The organism is Pseudoduganella rivuli, from assembly GCF_009674485.1.
GTDB classification, from domain to species: domain Bacteria; phylum Pseudomonadota; class Gammaproteobacteria; order Burkholderiales; family Burkholderiaceae_D; genus Rugamonas; species Rugamonas rivuli_B.
Genome location: NZ_WKJJ01000007.1, coordinates 27,088 through 42,150 on the forward strand (window position 1 = coordinate 27,088; position 15,063 = coordinate 42,150).

At 63.9% G+C, this 15,063-nt stretch carries 15 protein-coding genes; 3 read left to right on the forward strand and 12 right to left on the reverse strand.

Features of this window, described 5'->3' with window-relative positions:
• Positions 1-84: 84 nt before the first annotated feature.
• On the reverse strand, positions 85-633 hold the full coding sequence (locus tag GJ700_RS12335) for a GNAT family N-acetyltransferase (protein WP_154374138.1): 549 nt from the start codon (positions 631-633) through the stop codon (positions 85-87).
• A 135-nt stretch (positions 634-768) separates the two neighbouring features.
• On the opposite strand from GJ700_RS12335, the gene GJ700_RS12340 reads away from it, so the two are divergent.
• A complete protein-coding gene (locus GJ700_RS12340) occupies positions 769-2,184 on the forward strand; it encodes a M20/M25/M40 family metallo-hydrolase (protein WP_154374140.1) in 1,416 nt (471 codons plus the stop codon).
• A 16-nt stretch (positions 2,185-2,200) separates the two neighbouring features.
• Here the strand turns inward: GJ700_RS12340 and GJ700_RS12345 are convergent, their stop codons facing one another.
• The gene (locus GJ700_RS12345) at positions 2,201-3,061 is read right to left on the reverse strand and encodes an MBL fold metallo-hydrolase (RefSeq protein WP_154374142.1); all 861 of its coding nucleotides are present in this window, start codon (positions 3,059-3,061) and stop codon (positions 2,201-2,203) included.
• Between the two features lie 112 nt (positions 3,062-3,173).
• Here GJ700_RS12345 and GJ700_RS12350 point away from each other — a divergent pair, with 112 nt between their 5' ends.
• Positions 3,174-4,409 carry a voltage-gated chloride channel family protein gene (locus GJ700_RS12350; protein WP_154374144.1) on the forward strand — a complete coding sequence of 412 codons (1,236 nt, stop codon included), beginning with the start codon at positions 3,174-3,176 and terminating at the stop codon, positions 4,407-4,409.
• 251 nt (positions 4,410-4,660) lie between these two features.
• Here the strand turns inward: GJ700_RS12350 and GJ700_RS12355 are convergent, their stop codons facing one another.
• From GJ700_RS12355 to GJ700_RS12370, 4 genes are all read right to left on the reverse strand, one after another.
• On the reverse strand, positions 4,661-4,861 hold the full coding sequence (locus tag GJ700_RS12355; RefSeq protein WP_154374146.1) for a hypothetical protein: 201 nt from the start codon (positions 4,859-4,861) through the stop codon (positions 4,661-4,663).
• A gap of 564 nt (positions 4,862-5,425) precedes the next feature.
• On the reverse strand, positions 5,426-5,842 hold the full coding sequence (locus GJ700_RS12360) for an organic hydroperoxide resistance protein (protein WP_154374148.1): 417 nt from the start codon (positions 5,840-5,842) through the stop codon (positions 5,426-5,428).
• Positions 5,843-5,865: 23 nt separating this feature from the next.
• The gene (locus GJ700_RS12365; protein ID WP_229506959.1) at positions 5,866-6,672 is read right to left on the reverse strand and encodes an alpha/beta fold hydrolase; all 807 of its coding nucleotides are present in this window, start codon (positions 6,670-6,672) and stop codon (positions 5,866-5,868) included.
• 54 nt (positions 6,673-6,726) lie between these two features.
• Positions 6,727-7,764 (reverse strand): alpha/beta fold hydrolase, encoded by a 1,038-nt coding sequence (locus tag GJ700_RS12370; RefSeq protein WP_154374150.1) that lies wholly within the window; start codon positions 7,762-7,764, stop codon positions 6,727-6,729.
• Between the two features lie 155 nt (positions 7,765-7,919).
• On the opposite strand from GJ700_RS12370, the gene GJ700_RS12375 reads away from it, so the two are divergent.
• A complete protein-coding gene (locus tag GJ700_RS12375; RefSeq protein ID WP_154374153.1) occupies positions 7,920-8,381 on the forward strand; it encodes a MarR family winged helix-turn-helix transcriptional regulator in 462 nt (153 codons plus the stop codon).
• A gap of 21 nt (positions 8,382-8,402) precedes the next feature.
• Here GJ700_RS12375 and GJ700_RS12380 read toward each other — a convergent pair whose 3' ends face one another.
• From GJ700_RS12380 to GJ700_RS34970, 6 genes are all read right to left on the reverse strand, one after another.
• Positions 8,403-8,906 (reverse strand): TPM domain-containing protein, encoded by a 504-nt coding sequence (locus tag GJ700_RS12380; protein ID WP_154374155.1) that lies wholly within the window; start codon positions 8,904-8,906, stop codon positions 8,403-8,405.
• Between the two features lie 2 nt (positions 8,907-8,908).
• Positions 8,909-9,802 carry a TPM domain-containing protein gene (locus GJ700_RS12385; RefSeq protein ID WP_371867930.1) on the reverse strand — a complete coding sequence of 298 codons (894 nt, stop codon included), beginning with the start codon at positions 9,800-9,802 and terminating at the stop codon, positions 8,909-8,911.
• Entirely contained in the window at positions 9,799-10,428 is a 630-nt protein-coding gene (locus GJ700_RS12390) for a LemA family protein (RefSeq protein WP_154374157.1), read from the reverse strand. Before GJ700_RS12390 ends, GJ700_RS12385 begins: the two co-directional genes overlap by 4 nt.
• 141 nt (positions 10,429-10,569) lie before the next feature.
• Positions 10,570-12,939, reverse strand: coding sequence for a phosphoketolase family protein (locus GJ700_RS12395; RefSeq protein ID WP_154374159.1), 2,370 nt, complete (start codon positions 12,937-12,939; stop codon positions 10,570-10,572).
• A 15-nt stretch (positions 12,940-12,954) separates the two neighbouring features.
• Complete coding sequence (locus GJ700_RS12400; protein ID WP_195763873.1) at positions 12,955-14,124, reverse strand: acetate/propionate family kinase; 1,170 nt, start codon at positions 14,122-14,124, stop codon at positions 12,955-12,957.
• Positions 14,125-14,150: 26 nt separating this feature from the next.
• Positions 14,151-14,810, reverse strand: coding sequence for a DUF6629 family protein (locus GJ700_RS34970; RefSeq protein ID WP_195763874.1), 660 nt, complete (start codon positions 14,808-14,810; stop codon positions 14,151-14,153).
• Positions 14,811-15,063: the final 253 nt, after the last annotated feature.

A 15,063-nucleotide genomic window follows, 5' to 3' on the forward strand; every position in this document is an offset into this window, starting at 1 on the left:
GCGAGGCCCGGCGGGCCCATTGCTTTCGTCGATGAAAGCACTTTACCTGCTGTAGGAAAATTCGCCCACACCTAATACATATTCTTACAAAGCATCGCGGCTTTGTAACGCCAGTTTTTCCCACTCTTGCCGCAGCAGGCTGAACACCTTGACGTCCTGATAATGGCCCTGAATGAAGAATGCCTGGCGCAGGATGCCTTCCTCGGTAAAGCCGCATTTTTGCGCGATGCGCACGGAACCCGTATTTTCCGGCGCCATCAGCAATTCCAGCCGGTGCCACACGTGGACGTTGAACAGGTAATCCACCAGCAGCTGCGTCGCTTCCGTCATGTAGCCGCGCCCGGTCAGCGCGGGATCGAACAGCCGGTAGCCGATTTCACGGGTGGTTGGCGTGCGGCTCTTGAAATGCGTGATGACGCCGACGATGTGGTGCGCCAGGTCTTCGACCACGAACAATTCGCTGTCTTCCGTGACGAAGCCGTTTTGCATGAATTCCTTGCGCATGGTTTCCGGCGACTTGAATTGCGACGAAAAATAATCGCCCCGCGACGGCAAGTCATTGGCCAGCGCAATAAAGGTATTCAAGTCGGCCGTCAGCAGGTGGCGCACCGTGCACAGCTTGCCTTTGAGCATGTCGTGATCCGCAGTAGAACGTGACTTTATAGTATGACAACGGCGTGCCGCTGGCAACGCGGCGATTTTTCAAGGGGCCTCTGCGCAACATTGATAAATCGGTTATTGTTTTGGTCCCTTTCACTAAGGAATCCCATGAAATACGCCGTATTGACCACCGTCTTATGCAGCACGCTGGGCGCCGCCACCGCAGCCCCGGCCATTGACCCCGCCACCCTGGGACAGATCCGCGATACCGCCATGAAAAGCGATTACGCTTTCGAGCGCCTGGCCGACATGACCGACCTGATCGGCCCGCGCCTGTCCGGTTCGCCGGGCGCCGCCGCCGCCGTCGAGCAGGTGGCCGACGCCATGCGCAAGCTGGGCGCCAAAGTCACCCTGCAACCCGTGAAAGTGCCGCACTGGGTGCGCGGCGTGGAAACCGCAGAACTGGTCGACTATGCGGGACGTCCGGCCGGCCTGTCGCAGCGCGTGGTGCTGACCGCGCTGGGCGGCTCGGGCGCCACGCCCGCCGCCGGTATCACGGCGCCGGTACTGCTGGTGAAGAATTTCGATGAACTGAAAGCGCGCGCGGCCGAAGCCAAAGGCGCGATCGTGCTGTTCGACGTGCCGTTCGACCAGGGCATGGCCGACCGCGGCCTGGCCGGTCCGGCCTATGGCCAGGGTTCCAATTACCGCACCAACGGTCCGCGCGAAGCGGCCGCGCTGGGCGCGGTGGCGGCGCTGGTGCGCTCGGTCGGCGGCGCCGATTACCGCATCCCGCATACGGGCGCCACCCGCCTGAACGACGACCAGCGCATTCCCGCCGCCGCCGTGACGGCCGAAGACGCCATGCTGGTAGGGCGCCTGCTGAAGCGCGGCCCCGTGAAAATGCACGTCACCCTGACGCCGCAAAACCTGCCGGACGCGGACAGCTACAACGTGATTGCCGATTTGCCGGGCACGGAATTGCCGGACGAAGTGGTGATTGTTTCCGGCCACCTGGATTCGTGGGACCTGGCCACCGGCGCGCACGACGACGGCACCGGCGTTGCCGGCGCCATGGGCGTGCTGCAAACGATTAAACAACTGGGCCTGAAACCGCGCCGCACCATCCGCATGGTGGCGTGGATGAATGAGGAAAACGGGTTGCGCGGCGGCCAGGCGTACCACGCAGCCTACAAGGATGCGCTGGGCAAGCAGTTTGCGGGCATCGAAAGCGATAGCGGCGGCGGCCGTCCGTTCGGCCTGCGCGCCAGCATCGCGCCGGAATCGGTCAAGTACTTCGCGCCGCTGCAGCAGGCGCTGCAACCGATCGGCGCCGGCGTGTTCCAGCGCCAGGATCACCTGGGCGCGGCGGACTTGAGCTACCTGGAAGCGGGTGGCGTGCCGCTGTTCGAACCCGTGGTCGATACCCACAGCTACTTCCACTTCCACCATACGCCGGCCGATACGCTGGACAAGGTGGAGCCGGACAGCCTCAAGCGTCATGTGGCCGTGATGTCGTCGCTGACGTGGTTCCTGGCGAACATGGAGCAGCCGCTGGGCCGCGCGCCGGCCCTGGTGAAGTAAAACCCGCGTGTAAGACTCAGATGGCGTTCAGCGGAATCTTCAGGTAGCGGACGCCATTGTCTTCCGGTTCCGGCAAATGTCCGGCGCTGATATTGACCTGGATGGCAGGCAGGATCAGCACGGGCATTTGCAGCGTGGCGTCGCGGCGCGTGCGCATGCCGACGAATTCCTGTTCCGTCACGCCGTCGCGGATGTGGATGTTGGCGTCGCGCTGCGCGGCCACCGTGGTTTCCCATGCCGCCGGACGCTGCGCCGGCGGATAGTCGTGGCACATGAACAGCCGCGTCTCAGGCGGCAACGCCAGCAGCCTGCGCACCGAGTGGTACAAGGTGGCGGCGGAGCCGCCGGGAAAGTCGCAGCGCGCCGTGCCCACGTCCGGCATGAACATGGTGTCGCCGACGAACACCGCGTCGCCCACCTGGTAGGCGATATCGGCCGGCGTATGGCCCGGCACGTGCAGCGCGCAGGCACGCAGGTCGCCGATCATGAATTCCTCGTCCGCTTCAAACAAATGATCGAATTGCGAACCGTCGCGGGCGCCCGCGTGCTTGAAGTTGTAAATGCCGGAAAACGCATGCTGCACGGTGCGGATGGCCGCGCCGATGGCAATCCGTCCGCCCAGTTGCTGTTGCAGGTAAGGGGCGGCCGATAAATGGTCGGCGTGCGCGTGCGTTTCCAGCAGCCACGCGGTTTGCAGGCGGTGCGCGCGGATGAAGGAGATGACCTGGTCCGCGCTGTGCGTCGCCGTGCGGCCGGACTTGGGGTCGTAATCGAGCACGGAATCGATCACGGCGCATGCGCTGCCTTCGCCCGCGTGGACGACGTAGGTGACGGTGGATGTGGCGGGATCGAAGAAGGCCTGGACTTGTGGGTTCATATGAGTTCTGCGGTTTTGTGGCCGCGTCATTATAATGAAAATTCATATCGCCACGGTAGTGGCTGGGTTGCTGCTGCTTCTGCCATGATACCCCGCGTGCTATGCTGCGGCCATGCCGACCGAAGACGACTCCCTCACATTCCCCTTCCTGTATGTCGCGAAATGGACGCTGATCGCCAGCCTGGTGGCGGGGCTGGCCGGCAGCGCGTCCGCCCTGTTCCTGTTCGCGCTCGATGCCGCCACCGCGGCGCGCACCGCGCATCCCGGGATCATCTGGCTGCTGCCGCTGGCGGGCTTTGTCGTCGGCTGGATTTACCTGCGCTTCGGCCGCTCGGTGGAGGCGGGCAATAACCTGCTGATCGACGAAATCCACGATCCGAAACAGGTGGTGCCGCTGCGGCTGGCGCCACTGGTGCTGGGCGCCACCGTCGTGTCGCACTGGTTCGGCGCCTCGGTTGGGCGGGAAGGAACCGCGGTGCAAATGGGCGGCGCGCTGGCGGACCAGTTGACCCACGTGTTCCGGCTGCGTCCGCATGACCGCCGCATCCTGCTGATGGCGGGGATCAGCGCCGGTTTTGCATCCGTGTTCGGCACACCGCTGGCCGGCGCGATCTTCGGGCTGGAAGTGCTGGCCATCGGCCGCATGCGCTATGACGCGATTTATCCGTGCGCGGTGGCCGCCATCGTGGCCGATCTGGCCGCCACCGCGTGGGGCGTACACCATGCGCATTACAGCGCCGGCCCGGTGCCGCCATCCGGCGCGCTGGCGCTGCTGGCCGTGGCGTTCGCGGGCATCGTGTTCGGACTGGCGGGCATGGCGTTTGCCCGCTGCACCCATGCCTTGTCCGCGCAATTCAAGCGCCGCATCGCGTATGCGCCGCTGCGGCCGCTGCTGGGCGGGATCGTGGTGGCCACCGCCGTGTGGGCATTGGGGACCGACCGCTACATCGGCCTGGGCTTGCCCGTGATCGTGGAATCGTTCCACGTGCAGCAGCCGCACTGGGACTGGCTGGGCAAATTCGTGTTCACGGTGGCTTCGCTGGGCAGCGGCTTCAAGGGCGGCGAGGTGACGCCGCTGTTCTATATCGGCGCCACCTTGGGCAATGCGCTGGCGCCGCTGCTGCATTTGCCGTTCGCCATGCTGGCGGCGCTGGGTTTTGTCGCCGTGTTCGCGGGCGCCGCCAATACGCCGATCGCCTCGACCGTGATGGCGCTGGAATTGTTCGGGCCCGCCATCGGGCCGTATGCGGCGCTGGCGTGTGTCGTGGCGTACCTGTTTTCCGGCCACACCGGCATCTATCACGCGCAACGGCGCGAGCATGGCAAGACCGCCACGCCGCCGCTGTAGGGCATGACTGATCAACCGGCGCGCATGGTCTGTGCGTCGGGCGTGCTGATGCCGGCAACTGAGCGGTATGTCTACTGGATGTGCAGGGCGGCCGGGTCAGGAACGGTCAGCTGCGTGACCCCCGCCGGTTCCGCGCTGCATACTGATGCCATCAGGGGCATCAGTAGCACGGGAATATACTTCAAGACAACTCCGCATGTTTGACCTATGCGGACGCACTCTTCTGTCCGGGACAAATCCCGGCGAAGAGCTTAATTGGAGGCGATGGTGCGCGCCACCAGATTGGTGCTCTTGCAGGCGCCGATGGAGGCGGCCTTGGAGCCTGTTTCAGCCGTCATAGCTTCTTGACATGCACCGCTTTGCTGCTGGCGGGCGGCATGACCCGGAGCCATGAGACCGTTAAGTACATAAAAGAAGTAGAAGGCAATAGCTGAGATGGCAAATGTTTTCATTTTTACTCTACCCGTTGCGTCATAGAAAAAATTCTAACAGAAGAGCACTGAGAAGTGTCAAATAAAACGTAAATTTAGTTAACACGGAGAAACTTACGGTGGGAAAAAGCAACACAATTGCCCATCGTACACTCGGTACTTTGCTGCGGCGCAATATTTTTGATTGTAATGGAGCATTTTTATTGCCCCAAAGAACGTTACTGGCACAACACCTGCTTTACCCTTGTTCACGCAGTCAACTGCGTTTGTCTGCGGCTAACTCATCCGCTGCAAGTATCATGGTGCGCACGATTGAAAAATGCAATCTTTACAATTATGCACAGGCTGTTTGATGGGTTGTATTAGACAGACTGATGCGTGATTGCCACGTTGCTTAGAACAAATGCTGCTGTGCAATAGATTGTGGCAATTGTCATTTGCAGGGGAATTGCAATTTGCGATCCGCATCATGCCATAGTTGCTGCCGCGAAAGGTGCGCGTGCGGAAATAGCGGTTATGGCTGTCTGAAGTGCCGGCCGGCGCAGCGCGGAGTGGCTACGCCGCCGAAGGTGGGAGATGGGGTGGTTACGCCAGGGAGATGGCCACGTCGATGTTGCCGCGGCTCATTTTCGAGTAGGGGCAGATCTGGTGCGCGGCATCGACCAAGTCCTGGGCCGTATCGGCTGGCAGGCCAGGCAGGCTGACTTTCAGGCGCGCCTGCAAGAGGAAACCGTCACCGCCGGTCCCCAGGTCGACTTCGGCATCGACTGCGGTGCCTGCCGGCAGGGAAAGGTTCCTGTCTTTGGCGGCGCGTCCCATGGCGCCGATGAAGCAGGCCGACCAGCCGGCAGCAAACAGTTGTTCCGGGTTGGTCCCCGCGCCATGGCTGCCCGGCGGAGACAACTTGATGTCGAGACGGCCATCGTCGCTGTGCGCGGCGCCGTCGCGGCCGCCGGTGGTGCGGGTCTTGCCGGTGTAGAGAACGTTGTCGATCTTGTTCATGGTATTTCCTTTCAGTGGTTTGGTTATTTGTTGGCGGCTGCTGCTTCGATCACCCTGGCCACGGTATCGGGCCGCGACACCATGACGACGTGGGAGGCGCCTTTCACTTCGACGACATCTTTGGCGTTGCTGCGCCTGGCCATGAAGCGCAAGCCTTCCAGCGGAATGTTTTTGTCGGCCGTGCCGTACACGAAATACGACGGCAACTGCTTCCAGGCCGTGCCGCTGGACGTTTCGTTGAGCGCGGCGACCGTCACCGGACGCTGGCCGGCAGCCATCAGCGCGGCCTGTCGCGGCGGCACGTCGGCGGCAAACTGTTGCGCGAATTTGTCTTGCCGGATGTACAGATCCTTGCCGCCATCGGCCAGGGAAACGGGTTCGGCCAGCGCGTCACCCAGTGTGCCGCCGGGGAATTTACCAGCCAGACCGGCGACTGTTTCACCCTGCTCGGGTGCAAAGGCGGCGACGTAGACCAGCGCCTTGACGTCGGGATTGCCTTCGGCGGCCTTGGAGATGACCATGCCGCCGTAGGAGTGCCCAACCAATACCAGCGGCCCCTTGACCGACCCGATCACGCTGGCGGCATATTGCGCATCGCTGGCGACGCCGCGCAGTGGGTTGGCGACACTCAGCACGGGAAAGCCGTGGGCAGTCAGTTTCTTCGCCACGCCATCCCAGCTGCTGGAATCGGCAAAGGCGCCGTGAATCAGCACGATCGTGGGCCTGGCGGCGGTGCCGTCGACGGCGGTAATGGCGCCGCCGGCATGCGCCTGCGGCAGCATGGTGGCGAGGGACAGGGAAGCGGCAATCAGTAATTTCTTTGCAATCATGTTGACTCCAGGTGGGGAACGTTAGAAACAGGTGCAGTCGATCGGCGGCCGTGATCAGAGACGGCCGACTTCGAGCACGGCATTGGCGAAGGCGCGCGGCGCTTCCTGCGGCAGGTTATGGCCGATGCCGCCGGTGACGTGTTCATGCTTGTATTTGCCCGTGAAACGCTTGGCATAGGCGGCCGGGTCCGGGTGCGGCGCGCCATTGGCGTCGCTTTCCATGGTGATGGTCGGCACCGTGATGGCCGGGAACTTCGCCAGCCGCGCTTCCAGTTCGCTGTATTTCGCTTCGCCATTGGCCAGGCCGAGGCGCCAGCGGTAATTGTGGATGGTGATGGCCACATGGTCGGGATTGTCCAGGTTGGCGGCGCTGCGCGCGAACGTGGCGTCGTCGAAGCGCCATTGGGGCGACGCGGTTTGCCAGATCAGTTTGGCGAATTCGCGGTGGTTCTTTTCGTAGCCGGCGCGGCCGCGCTCGGTGGCGAAGTAGAACTGGTACCACCATTGCTGCTCGGCGGCCGGCGACAACGCTTGCTTGCCGGCTTCCTGGCTGCCGATCAGGTAGCCGCTGACGGACACCAGGCCCTTGACCCGCTGCGGCCACAGTGCCGCCACGATACCGGCCGTGCGGGCGCCCCAGTCATAACCGGCAAGGACGGCCTGGTCGATCTTCAGCGCATCCATCAGCGCGACGACGTCGACCGCCAGCGCGGCCGGCTCGCCATTGCGCAACGCATTCGGGTCGAGGAAGCGCGTGGTGCCGTAGCCGCGCAGGTGGGGCACGATCACGCGGTAGCCGGCCTTGGTCAGCAGGGGGACCACGTCGATGAAGCTGTTGATGTCGTACGGCCAGCCGTGCAGCAGGATGACGACCGGGCCGTTGGCCGGGCCTTCGTCGACGTAGCCGACGTTGAGGTCGCCTGCATTGATTTGTTTGATGGACTGGAAGCCGGCCACACCTGGGCTTGCCGTTGCGGTCACGCTTGCCGCGGCGGTGGACGCCTGGGCGTGTGCCGGCAGTGCGAATTGCGCGCCGGCAACGGCGAAGGCGGCGGCAAGGGTGAGGCGGCGAAGGGTGGGGTAGTGGCGCATGTGCTTTCTCCAGTGAACAGTGGGTGGGTTTCGGGTTCCTGCTGCGTTCAATTACTTATCGTCGTAATCATTATTGAGATAACTTTATCCGAGCTTTCGCCAATTTTCAAGTACGATAATCATTATCGTGATAAATAAATTTTTGGGGATATCAAATGAGTAACACTTCCACATCCAGGCAAGACGTTGCCAGGCTCGGCGACTTCATGTGTTTTGCCGTCTACTCGACCAACCTGGCTTACTCGCGCGTCTACAAGCCCGTGCTGGAAAAGCTGGGACTGACGTACCCGCAATACGTGACCATCATTTGCCTGTGGGAAGAGGACAACCAGACCGTCAAGGGCTTGAGCGAAAAACTGTTCCTGGAGCCGAGTACGATGACGCCCATGCTGAAACGCCTGGAAGCGATGGGCTACGTGCAGCGCACGCGCGATAGCGAGGACGAGCGCAGCGTGCGGGTGTCGCTGACGGAGGCGGGGCGCACGTTGAGGGAAAGCGCGTTTGCGTTCCGCGAGGTGACGGCCAGGGCAGCCGGCCTGGCGCCGGAAGAATTCCGCGTGCTGCAGAAAGCCATCGTCAACCTGCGTACCAACCTGATGCAGGCGTCCGGCCAGTAAGTCGGCCAGGACGCCGGATCGCTATAACACGACGACCTTGTCCGGCAATTCGTTCCGGCCGGCGCCGTGGGCGGGAAAGTGTTGCGACAGCAGTTCGTTCACGGCGCGGATGCCGTCGATGACGCCCTGCTCATAGCGGCCGGCGCGAAATGCGGCTTCCATGCCGCGGCAAATCCGCTCCCACTCCGCCGTCCCTGCCTTGGCATGCACGCCGCGGTCCGCCACGATTTCCACCGCATGGTCTGCCAGCAGCAGGTAAATCAGCACGCCGTTGCGCGCATCGGTATCCCAGATCCGCAATTGGGCAAACAAGTCGATCGCGCGCTCCCTGGCGGGTTGATCGAGGTAGAGCGCCGGACCGGGCAACGCGGCTTCCACGGCAAAGCGGATTTCACCGGTATGGCCCGCTTCGCTGGCCTTGATCGCCTGTTTGATCGCGGACAGGGCCGCTTGGGGAAATGCGCGCCTGACTTGCCAGTGGGTCGACATCAGGTGGCGGACGATGCGCTTGACGTTGAACTGCATGATTACCACCGCCCCGAGGCGCCGCCGCCGCCGAAGCTGCCGCCGCCCCCGTGAAAGCCACCGCCGCCTCCGCCACCGAATCCACCCCCGAAGCCGCCACCGAATCCCCCTCCGAATCCGCCCCGGTGATGCCCGCCAACCAGCCCGCGCATGCCCCCTCCAAACAAGGTGAACAGGAGTGCCAGCACCCCGGCAAGCAAGGCAAGGGACAGCGCGCCCGCCAGGGTCCAGGCAACAAGGGCGACCAGGCCGCCCGTCACCAGTGCGCCGGGAAACCTTCCCAGCAGCGACCGCAGGATGCCCCCCACGATCAGCGACAGGATGAGGATCACAGGAAGATACGATCCGAGACCGGAAGCGCCGGCATCCTGCCCCCGCGACGGCGATTGCGCCGGCGCCGGCAACGCTTCGCCCCCGGCCACCCGCATCATGGCGCCGACGCCGTCCCGGATGCCGCCATAGAAGTCGCCCTGCTTGAATTTGGGGGTAATGACGTCACTGATGATGCGTTTGCTGACCGCATCGTTCAACGCGCCTTCGAGGCCATAGCCGACTTCGATGCGCATGACGCGATCGTCCTTGGCGACGATCAGCAATGCGCCGTCATCCACCTTCTTGCGGCCCAGTTTCCATTGCTCGACGACGCGCAAGGAATACTGCTCGATGGTTTCCGGCGCGGTCGACGGCAGCATCAGCACGCCGATCTGGCTACCCTTGCTGGCTTCGAAGTCCCGCAAGCTGGTTTCCAGCGCAGCCTTCTGCTCTGACGTCAATGTTGCAGTCATGTCGGTGACGCGCGCCGACAGTGGCGGGATGGTCACCTGCGCGCCCGCGATCAACAGCCACCCCAGCGCCAGGGAAGCGAGCAGGGCCCTGGCGAAGTGCAGCGCTTTCACTTGCCGGCCCCGGGGGCAGCGGGCGGCGCACTCGCGGCCGGCCCGAAATCGACTTTGGGCGCCGTGGAGATGGCCCGCTCGTTTTCCACGGTGAAGTTGGGCTTGACCTTATAGCCGAATGCCATCGCTGTCAGGTTGGAGGGGAATGAACGCACGGTCACGTTGTAATCCTGGACCATCTTGATGTACCGGTTGCGCGCCACGGCAATGCGGTTTTCAGTGCCTTCGAGCTGGGACTGCAAATCGCGGAAATTCGCATCGGCCTTGAGTTGCGGATAATTTTCCGACACGGCGATCAACCGGGACAAGGCGCCGGCGAGTTCGCCCTGCGCGCGCTGGAATTTCTCGAATGCCTGCGGATCGTTGAGCACTTCGGGCGTGACCTGCATCGAACCGACCCGCGCCCGCGCTTCCGTGACCTGCGTCAGCACGTCCTTCTCATGCGCCGCGTAGCCCTTCACGGTATTGACCAGGTTGGGGATCAGGTCAGCGCGCCGCTGGTATTGATTCACGACTTCCGACCAGCCCGCCTTGATCTGTTCATCCTGCGTTTGTATCGTGTTATAGCCGCAGCCATTCAGGCTGAGCAGCAGGGCCGCCACCGCGATGATTTTCCCGTTGTTCATGTGTTCCTCCGGCCAAGTATTCCGAATTACACCAACCGCGCAATAAGCGGCTTGCCCATCCTACCTGCGCGTGGCGATGTTCGGCGCAGCATTCAATTGCTTCATGATATTGATGCAGATCCAGGAATTCTTTGATGCAAGTCAAGTACTGCACTGGCCTTGCCAGCGCCAGTGCAGCACTTCCGGCATGTCCACGCCATGTTGCTCGATGTAGCAGCGGTGCTCGGCAAGTTTGTCCGCGACGAACGACGTGACACTGGCATGGTGCGGCTGGAGCGACGGAATCCGCCGCACGGCCGCGGCAAACAAGTGAAAGCGGTCCAGTTCATTGAGCACGACCATGTCGAACGGCGTGGTGGTGGTGCCTTCTTCCCGGAAGCCGTGCACGTGGAGGTTGGCGTGGTTGGTGCGCCGGTAGGTCAGCCGATGGATCAGCGTGGGGTAGCCGTGGTAGGCGAAGATGACGGGCTTATCGGTGGTGAACAGAGCATCGAACGCCGGGTCGCTCAAGCCATGCGGATGCGCGTGGGGCGGCTGCAGCGTCGCCAGGTCGACCACGTTGACAAACCGGACCTTGACGTCGGGAAAATGCTCGTACAACAACTGCACGGCGGCCAGCGCTTCCAGCGTGGGAACGTCGCCCGCGCAGGCGATCACGACGTCGGGTTCGGCGTTGCCGGCGTTGCCGGCCCATTCCCACCGTCCTATGCCGGCGCGGCAGTGTTCGGCGGCGGCGGCCAGGTCCAGCCACTGCTCGGCGGGCTGCTTGCCGGCCACGATGACATTGATCAGGTTGCGGCTGCGCAGGCAGTGTTCCGTCGTGCACAGCAGCGTATTCGCGTCGGGCGGCAGGTAGACCCGGACCACCTCGGCTTTCTTGTTCATCACATGGTCGATAAAGCCCGGGTCCTGGTGGCTGGCGCCGTTATGGTCCTGGCGCCATACATGGGAAGACAGCAGGAAATTGAGCGAAGCGACCGGTTCGCGCCACGCCAGCGCGCCTGCCGCCTTGAGCCACTTCGCGTGCTGGTTGACCATCGAATCGACGATATGGGTGAATGCCTCGTAGCACGAGAACATGCCGTGGCGGCCCGTGAGCAGGTAACCTTCGAGCCAGCCTTCGCACTGGTGCTCGCTCAGCATCTCCATCACGCGCCCGTCCATGGCGACATGGTCGTCGCCCGGAAGAATGTCGGCGACCAGGCAGCGCCCGGTGACGTCGAAGATGGCGTCCCACCGGTTGGACGCGGTTTCGTCGGGACTGAAGATGCGGAAGTTGTGCATATTGGCGCGCATCACGTCCCGCAAGTACTGACCCTGGATACGGGTGGATTCGGCCACCAGCGCGCCGGGACCGGGAAGCGCGACGGCGTACGGTGCGAGCGGCGGCAATTGCAGCGCGCGCAGCAGGGCGCCGCCATTGGCGTGTGGATTGGCGCTCATGCGGCGCTCACCTATCGGTGCGAGCGCCCGCAAGTCGGGCCGCAGGCGCCCGCCGGCATCGAACAAGGACTGCGGGGCGTAACTGCGCAGCCATTGTTCAAGCAGGGCAAGCCGCTCGCGGCTGACGATGTTGCCGATCGGGACCTGGTGCGCGCGGAAGGTCCCTTCGTTCGGCTTGCCGTCCACCTGGCGCGGGCCGGTCCAGCCCTTGGGCGAACGCAGGATGATCACCGGCCAGCGCGGCCGCTCGCGCAGGCCGTGCAGACGGGCTTCGCGCTGGATGGCGCGGATGCGCCCGAGCGCCGTATCGAGCGTATCGGCCATCAGGCGATGCATGGCGGCCGGATCGTCGCCTTCGACGAAGAGCGGCTGGTAGCCGTAACCCGTCATCAGCGCGGCAAGTTCCTCGCGCGGGATACGGTCCAGCAGCGTCGGCCCGGCGATCTTGTAGCCGTTCAGGTGCAGGATGGGCAGGACGGCGCCGTCATGGACCGGGTTCAGGAACTTGTTCGAGTGCCAGCTGGTGGCCAGGGCGCCGGTCTCGGCTTCGCCGTCGCCCACCACGCAGGCGACCACCAAATCAGGATTGTCGAACGCGGCGCCAAAGGCATGGACCAGCGAATAGCCGAGTTCCCCGCCTTCATGGATTGACCCCGGCGTCTCGGGCGCGACGTGGCTGGGAATGCCTCCGGGGAAGGAGAATTGCCTGAGCAGGCGGCGCAGGCCGTCGGTATCCTGCGTGACTTGCGGGTAGATTTCGCTGTAGGTGCCCTCGAGGTAGGCGTTCGCCACCATGGCCGGCCCGCCATGGCCCGGCCCCGCGATATACAGCATGGACACGTCATGGGCGACAATGGCGCGGTTCAGGTGGACGTAGATGAAGTTCAGCCCGGGCGTGGTGCCCCAGTGGCCCAGCAGCCGCGGCTTGACATGGGCCAGGTCCAGCGGCGCCCGCAGCAGCGGGTTGTCCAGCAGGTAGATCTGGCCCACCGACAGGTAGTTGGCCGCGCACCAGTATTCGTGCATTTGTTGCAGCAGTGCGTTGCTGGCGGGGAGGACGTCGCTCATGGAAAGATTCCCTGTTCAGGTGAGATGCGCTTGCGCATAGGTGGCAAGCATCCGTTGCTCGTCGGCCGGCATGACCCGCACGCGGACCCTGGCGGCGGGCGCCGAGATGACTGCCGCGTGTGCGGCGTTCCGGGCCGGATCCAGCACCACGCCCAGGTGTGACAGGCCGGCGCAAACCTGCTCGCGCACGGGCGCCGCGTGTTCGCCGATGCCGCCGGTGAACACCAGCGTATCGAGTCCGTCGATGGCGCCCGCCATGGCGCAGATGGCTTTGCGCGCGTGGTAGCAGAACAGCGTCACGGCTTCGGCGGCGTGCGCATCGGTGGCTTGCCGGTCCAGCAGTGTGCGCATGTCCGCGCTGGTTCCCGAGACCCCCAGCAGTCCGGATTCGTGGTTGACCAGATGGTGGAAGGCGTCGGCATCCATGCCCTCACGGCGGGCCAGTTCCCATGCCAGCGCGGGGTCGAGGTCTCCCGAGCGCCTGGCCATCATGATGCCGCCCGCCGGACTCAATCCCATGGTGGTGTCGCGGCTGCGCCCCTGTTCGATGGCGGTGATGCTGGACCCGCTGCCCAGGTGCGCCACGACCAGCTTGCCCTGCGCGGCCTTGTGTCCCGCCACCCTGGCCAGTTCGCCGACGACGTAGTCGCACGAAATGCCGTGGAATCCATGCCGCTTCAGGCCCAGGGCCTGCAGGCGGCGCGGGATGGGCAGCATCGATGCGGCCGCGGGCATGGTGGCGTGAAAGCCGCTGTCAAAGCAGGCGACGTGGAGCGCGGACGGATAGCGCCGCTGCAGCGTTTCGATCAGCGCGGTTTGCAGCGGCAAGTGGTCCGATGCGCTGTCCGACGTGGCGCGCAACGAGGCCAGCATGCCGGCGGTGACGATGGCCGGCGCGGCAAAGTCCGGATGGGTGGATACGACGCGGTGGCTGACCGCCCGCGGCGCGATGGCGGGGAAGTGTGCGTCCAGCCAGCCGGTCAGGAATGTGACGGCGCACGACGTTGCCCCGGTTTCGGGCGCGCCACCGCCCCGAAGGGTCAGCGTCAGCTGGCCGCTGCCGCTGGTATCGATGGCGCCTTCGGCAACCGCGGCGAGTCCCGCCGCATGGCGGTACAGGCTGAATTTGAGGCTGGAAGAACCTGCGTTGATTGCCAGGATCAGGTTGTCGATTGCACGGCTCATGCGCCCCCCCTTCGGAATTGCACCGCTCATGCCGCGTTCCGCATGCGCACGCCTTCCGGCAGGCGCAGCGACGGTACCTGTGCCAGCACGACCACGCTCAGCAGGGCGGCGAAAAAGCACCATACCGACACCAGCCAGGTGGCATAGGCCCACCATGTCAGGATGAATGCGGCCAGCACCATCAGGCCGAACCTGCGTACGCGGGGCCAGGATGAGGCGAACAGCGCACCCGCCGTAACGGCAACGTAGAGCGCCATGCCCGTGCGGGGGAAGTAACGCGTCATCCGGTATTCGATATGGCCGGCGCTGGGCACCGCGCTGACCGGGACGATGGCCATGCGCAGCAGGTAATACGCCGCCAGGGCAGTACCGGCCAGGACCAGGCAGGCCAGCAGTGTCTTGCGCCTCGGCTGCGGCTCCAGCAGCAGCACGGTGAGCGGGATGTACAACGGCCACAGGACGTGGGCAGACAAATTAAAGACCAGGCTCATGGCGGCCGCGAGCGACGGCATGTCGTGGGCCAACGCCAGCCAAAGCAATCCCTCCGCCAGTTGCTGGGCGGAGAACAGTGCGGGAAGGGCCGCATAGGGGAGCATCCGGGGTTCCTGGCAACGGATGATTGCACCCGCGCCCAGTGCGCCCAGGATGGCCGCGGCGCTCAGGCTGGCCGTTGCGGAAAAGCACATGGCACAGGGCGGCGGAAGGAGGTGGCCGCCGCAGGAACTGGCATGACGGCGCCGGCACGGTCCTGGCGGGGCTGTTGCGGTTGGGCTGGCACGTGGCACCTCCTGAGTGAGTGTTTCTTCCAGCTTAAGATCACTGGCGCCCTAATGCCATGGCGCAATTTGATCCAGATCAAGAATGGCTGGAAATCGCCTCATGACAACCTGGACCGTTGATTAAGTAATGCTTGATCTGGCGCAAATTCATTAAATAAAA

What these genes read in the sequence shown, in the direction of transcription:
- GJ700_RS12335 (WP_154374138.1), bottom strand. Translation starts at nt 633, where the DNA reads ATGCTCAAAGGCAAGCTGTGCACGGTGCGCCACCTGCTGACGGCCGAC.
- GJ700_RS12340 (WP_154374140.1), top strand. Translation starts at nt 769, where the DNA reads ATGAAATACGCCGTATTGACCACCGTCTTATGCAGCACGCTGGGCGCC.
- GJ700_RS12345 (WP_154374142.1), bottom strand. Translation starts at nt 3,061, where the DNA reads ATGAACCCACAAGTCCAGGCCTTCTTCGATCCCGCCACATCCACCGTC.
- GJ700_RS12350 (WP_154374144.1), top strand. Translation starts at nt 3,174, where the DNA reads ATGCCGACCGAAGACGACTCCCTCACATTCCCCTTCCTGTATGTCGCG.
- GJ700_RS12355 (WP_154374146.1), bottom strand. Translation starts at nt 4,861, where the DNA reads ATGAAAACATTTGCCATCTCAGCTATTGCCTTCTACTTCTTTTATGTA.
- GJ700_RS12360 (WP_154374148.1), bottom strand. Translation starts at nt 5,842, where the DNA reads ATGAACAAGATCGACAACGTTCTCTACACCGGCAAGACCCGCACCACC.
- GJ700_RS12365 (WP_229506959.1), bottom strand. Translation starts at nt 6,672, where the DNA reads ATGATTGCAAAGAAATTACTGATTGCCGCTTCCCTGTCCCTCGCCACC.
- GJ700_RS12370 (WP_154374150.1), bottom strand. Translation starts at nt 7,764, where the DNA reads ATGCGCCACTACCCCACCCTTCGCCGCCTCACCCTTGCCGCCGCCTTC.
- GJ700_RS12375 (WP_154374153.1), top strand. Translation starts at nt 7,920, where the DNA reads ATGAGTAACACTTCCACATCCAGGCAAGACGTTGCCAGGCTCGGCGAC.
- GJ700_RS12380 (WP_154374155.1), bottom strand. Translation starts at nt 8,906, where the DNA reads ATGCAGTTCAACGTCAAGCGCATCGTCCGCCACCTGATGTCGACCCAC.
- GJ700_RS12390 (WP_154374157.1), bottom strand. Translation starts at nt 10,428, where the DNA reads ATGAACAACGGGAAAATCATCGCGGTGGCGGCCCTGCTGCTCAGCCTG.
- GJ700_RS12395 (WP_154374159.1), bottom strand. Translation starts at nt 12,939, where the DNA reads ATGAGCGACGTCCTCCCCGCCAGCAACGCACTGCTGCAACAAATGCAC.
- GJ700_RS12400 (WP_195763873.1), bottom strand. Translation starts at nt 14,124, where the DNA reads ATGAGCCGTGCAATCGACAACCTGATCCTGGCAATCAACGCAGGTTCT.
- GJ700_RS34970 (WP_195763874.1), bottom strand. Translation starts at nt 14,810, where the DNA reads ATGTGCTTTTCCGCAACGGCCAGCCTGAGCGCCGCGGCCATCCTGGGC.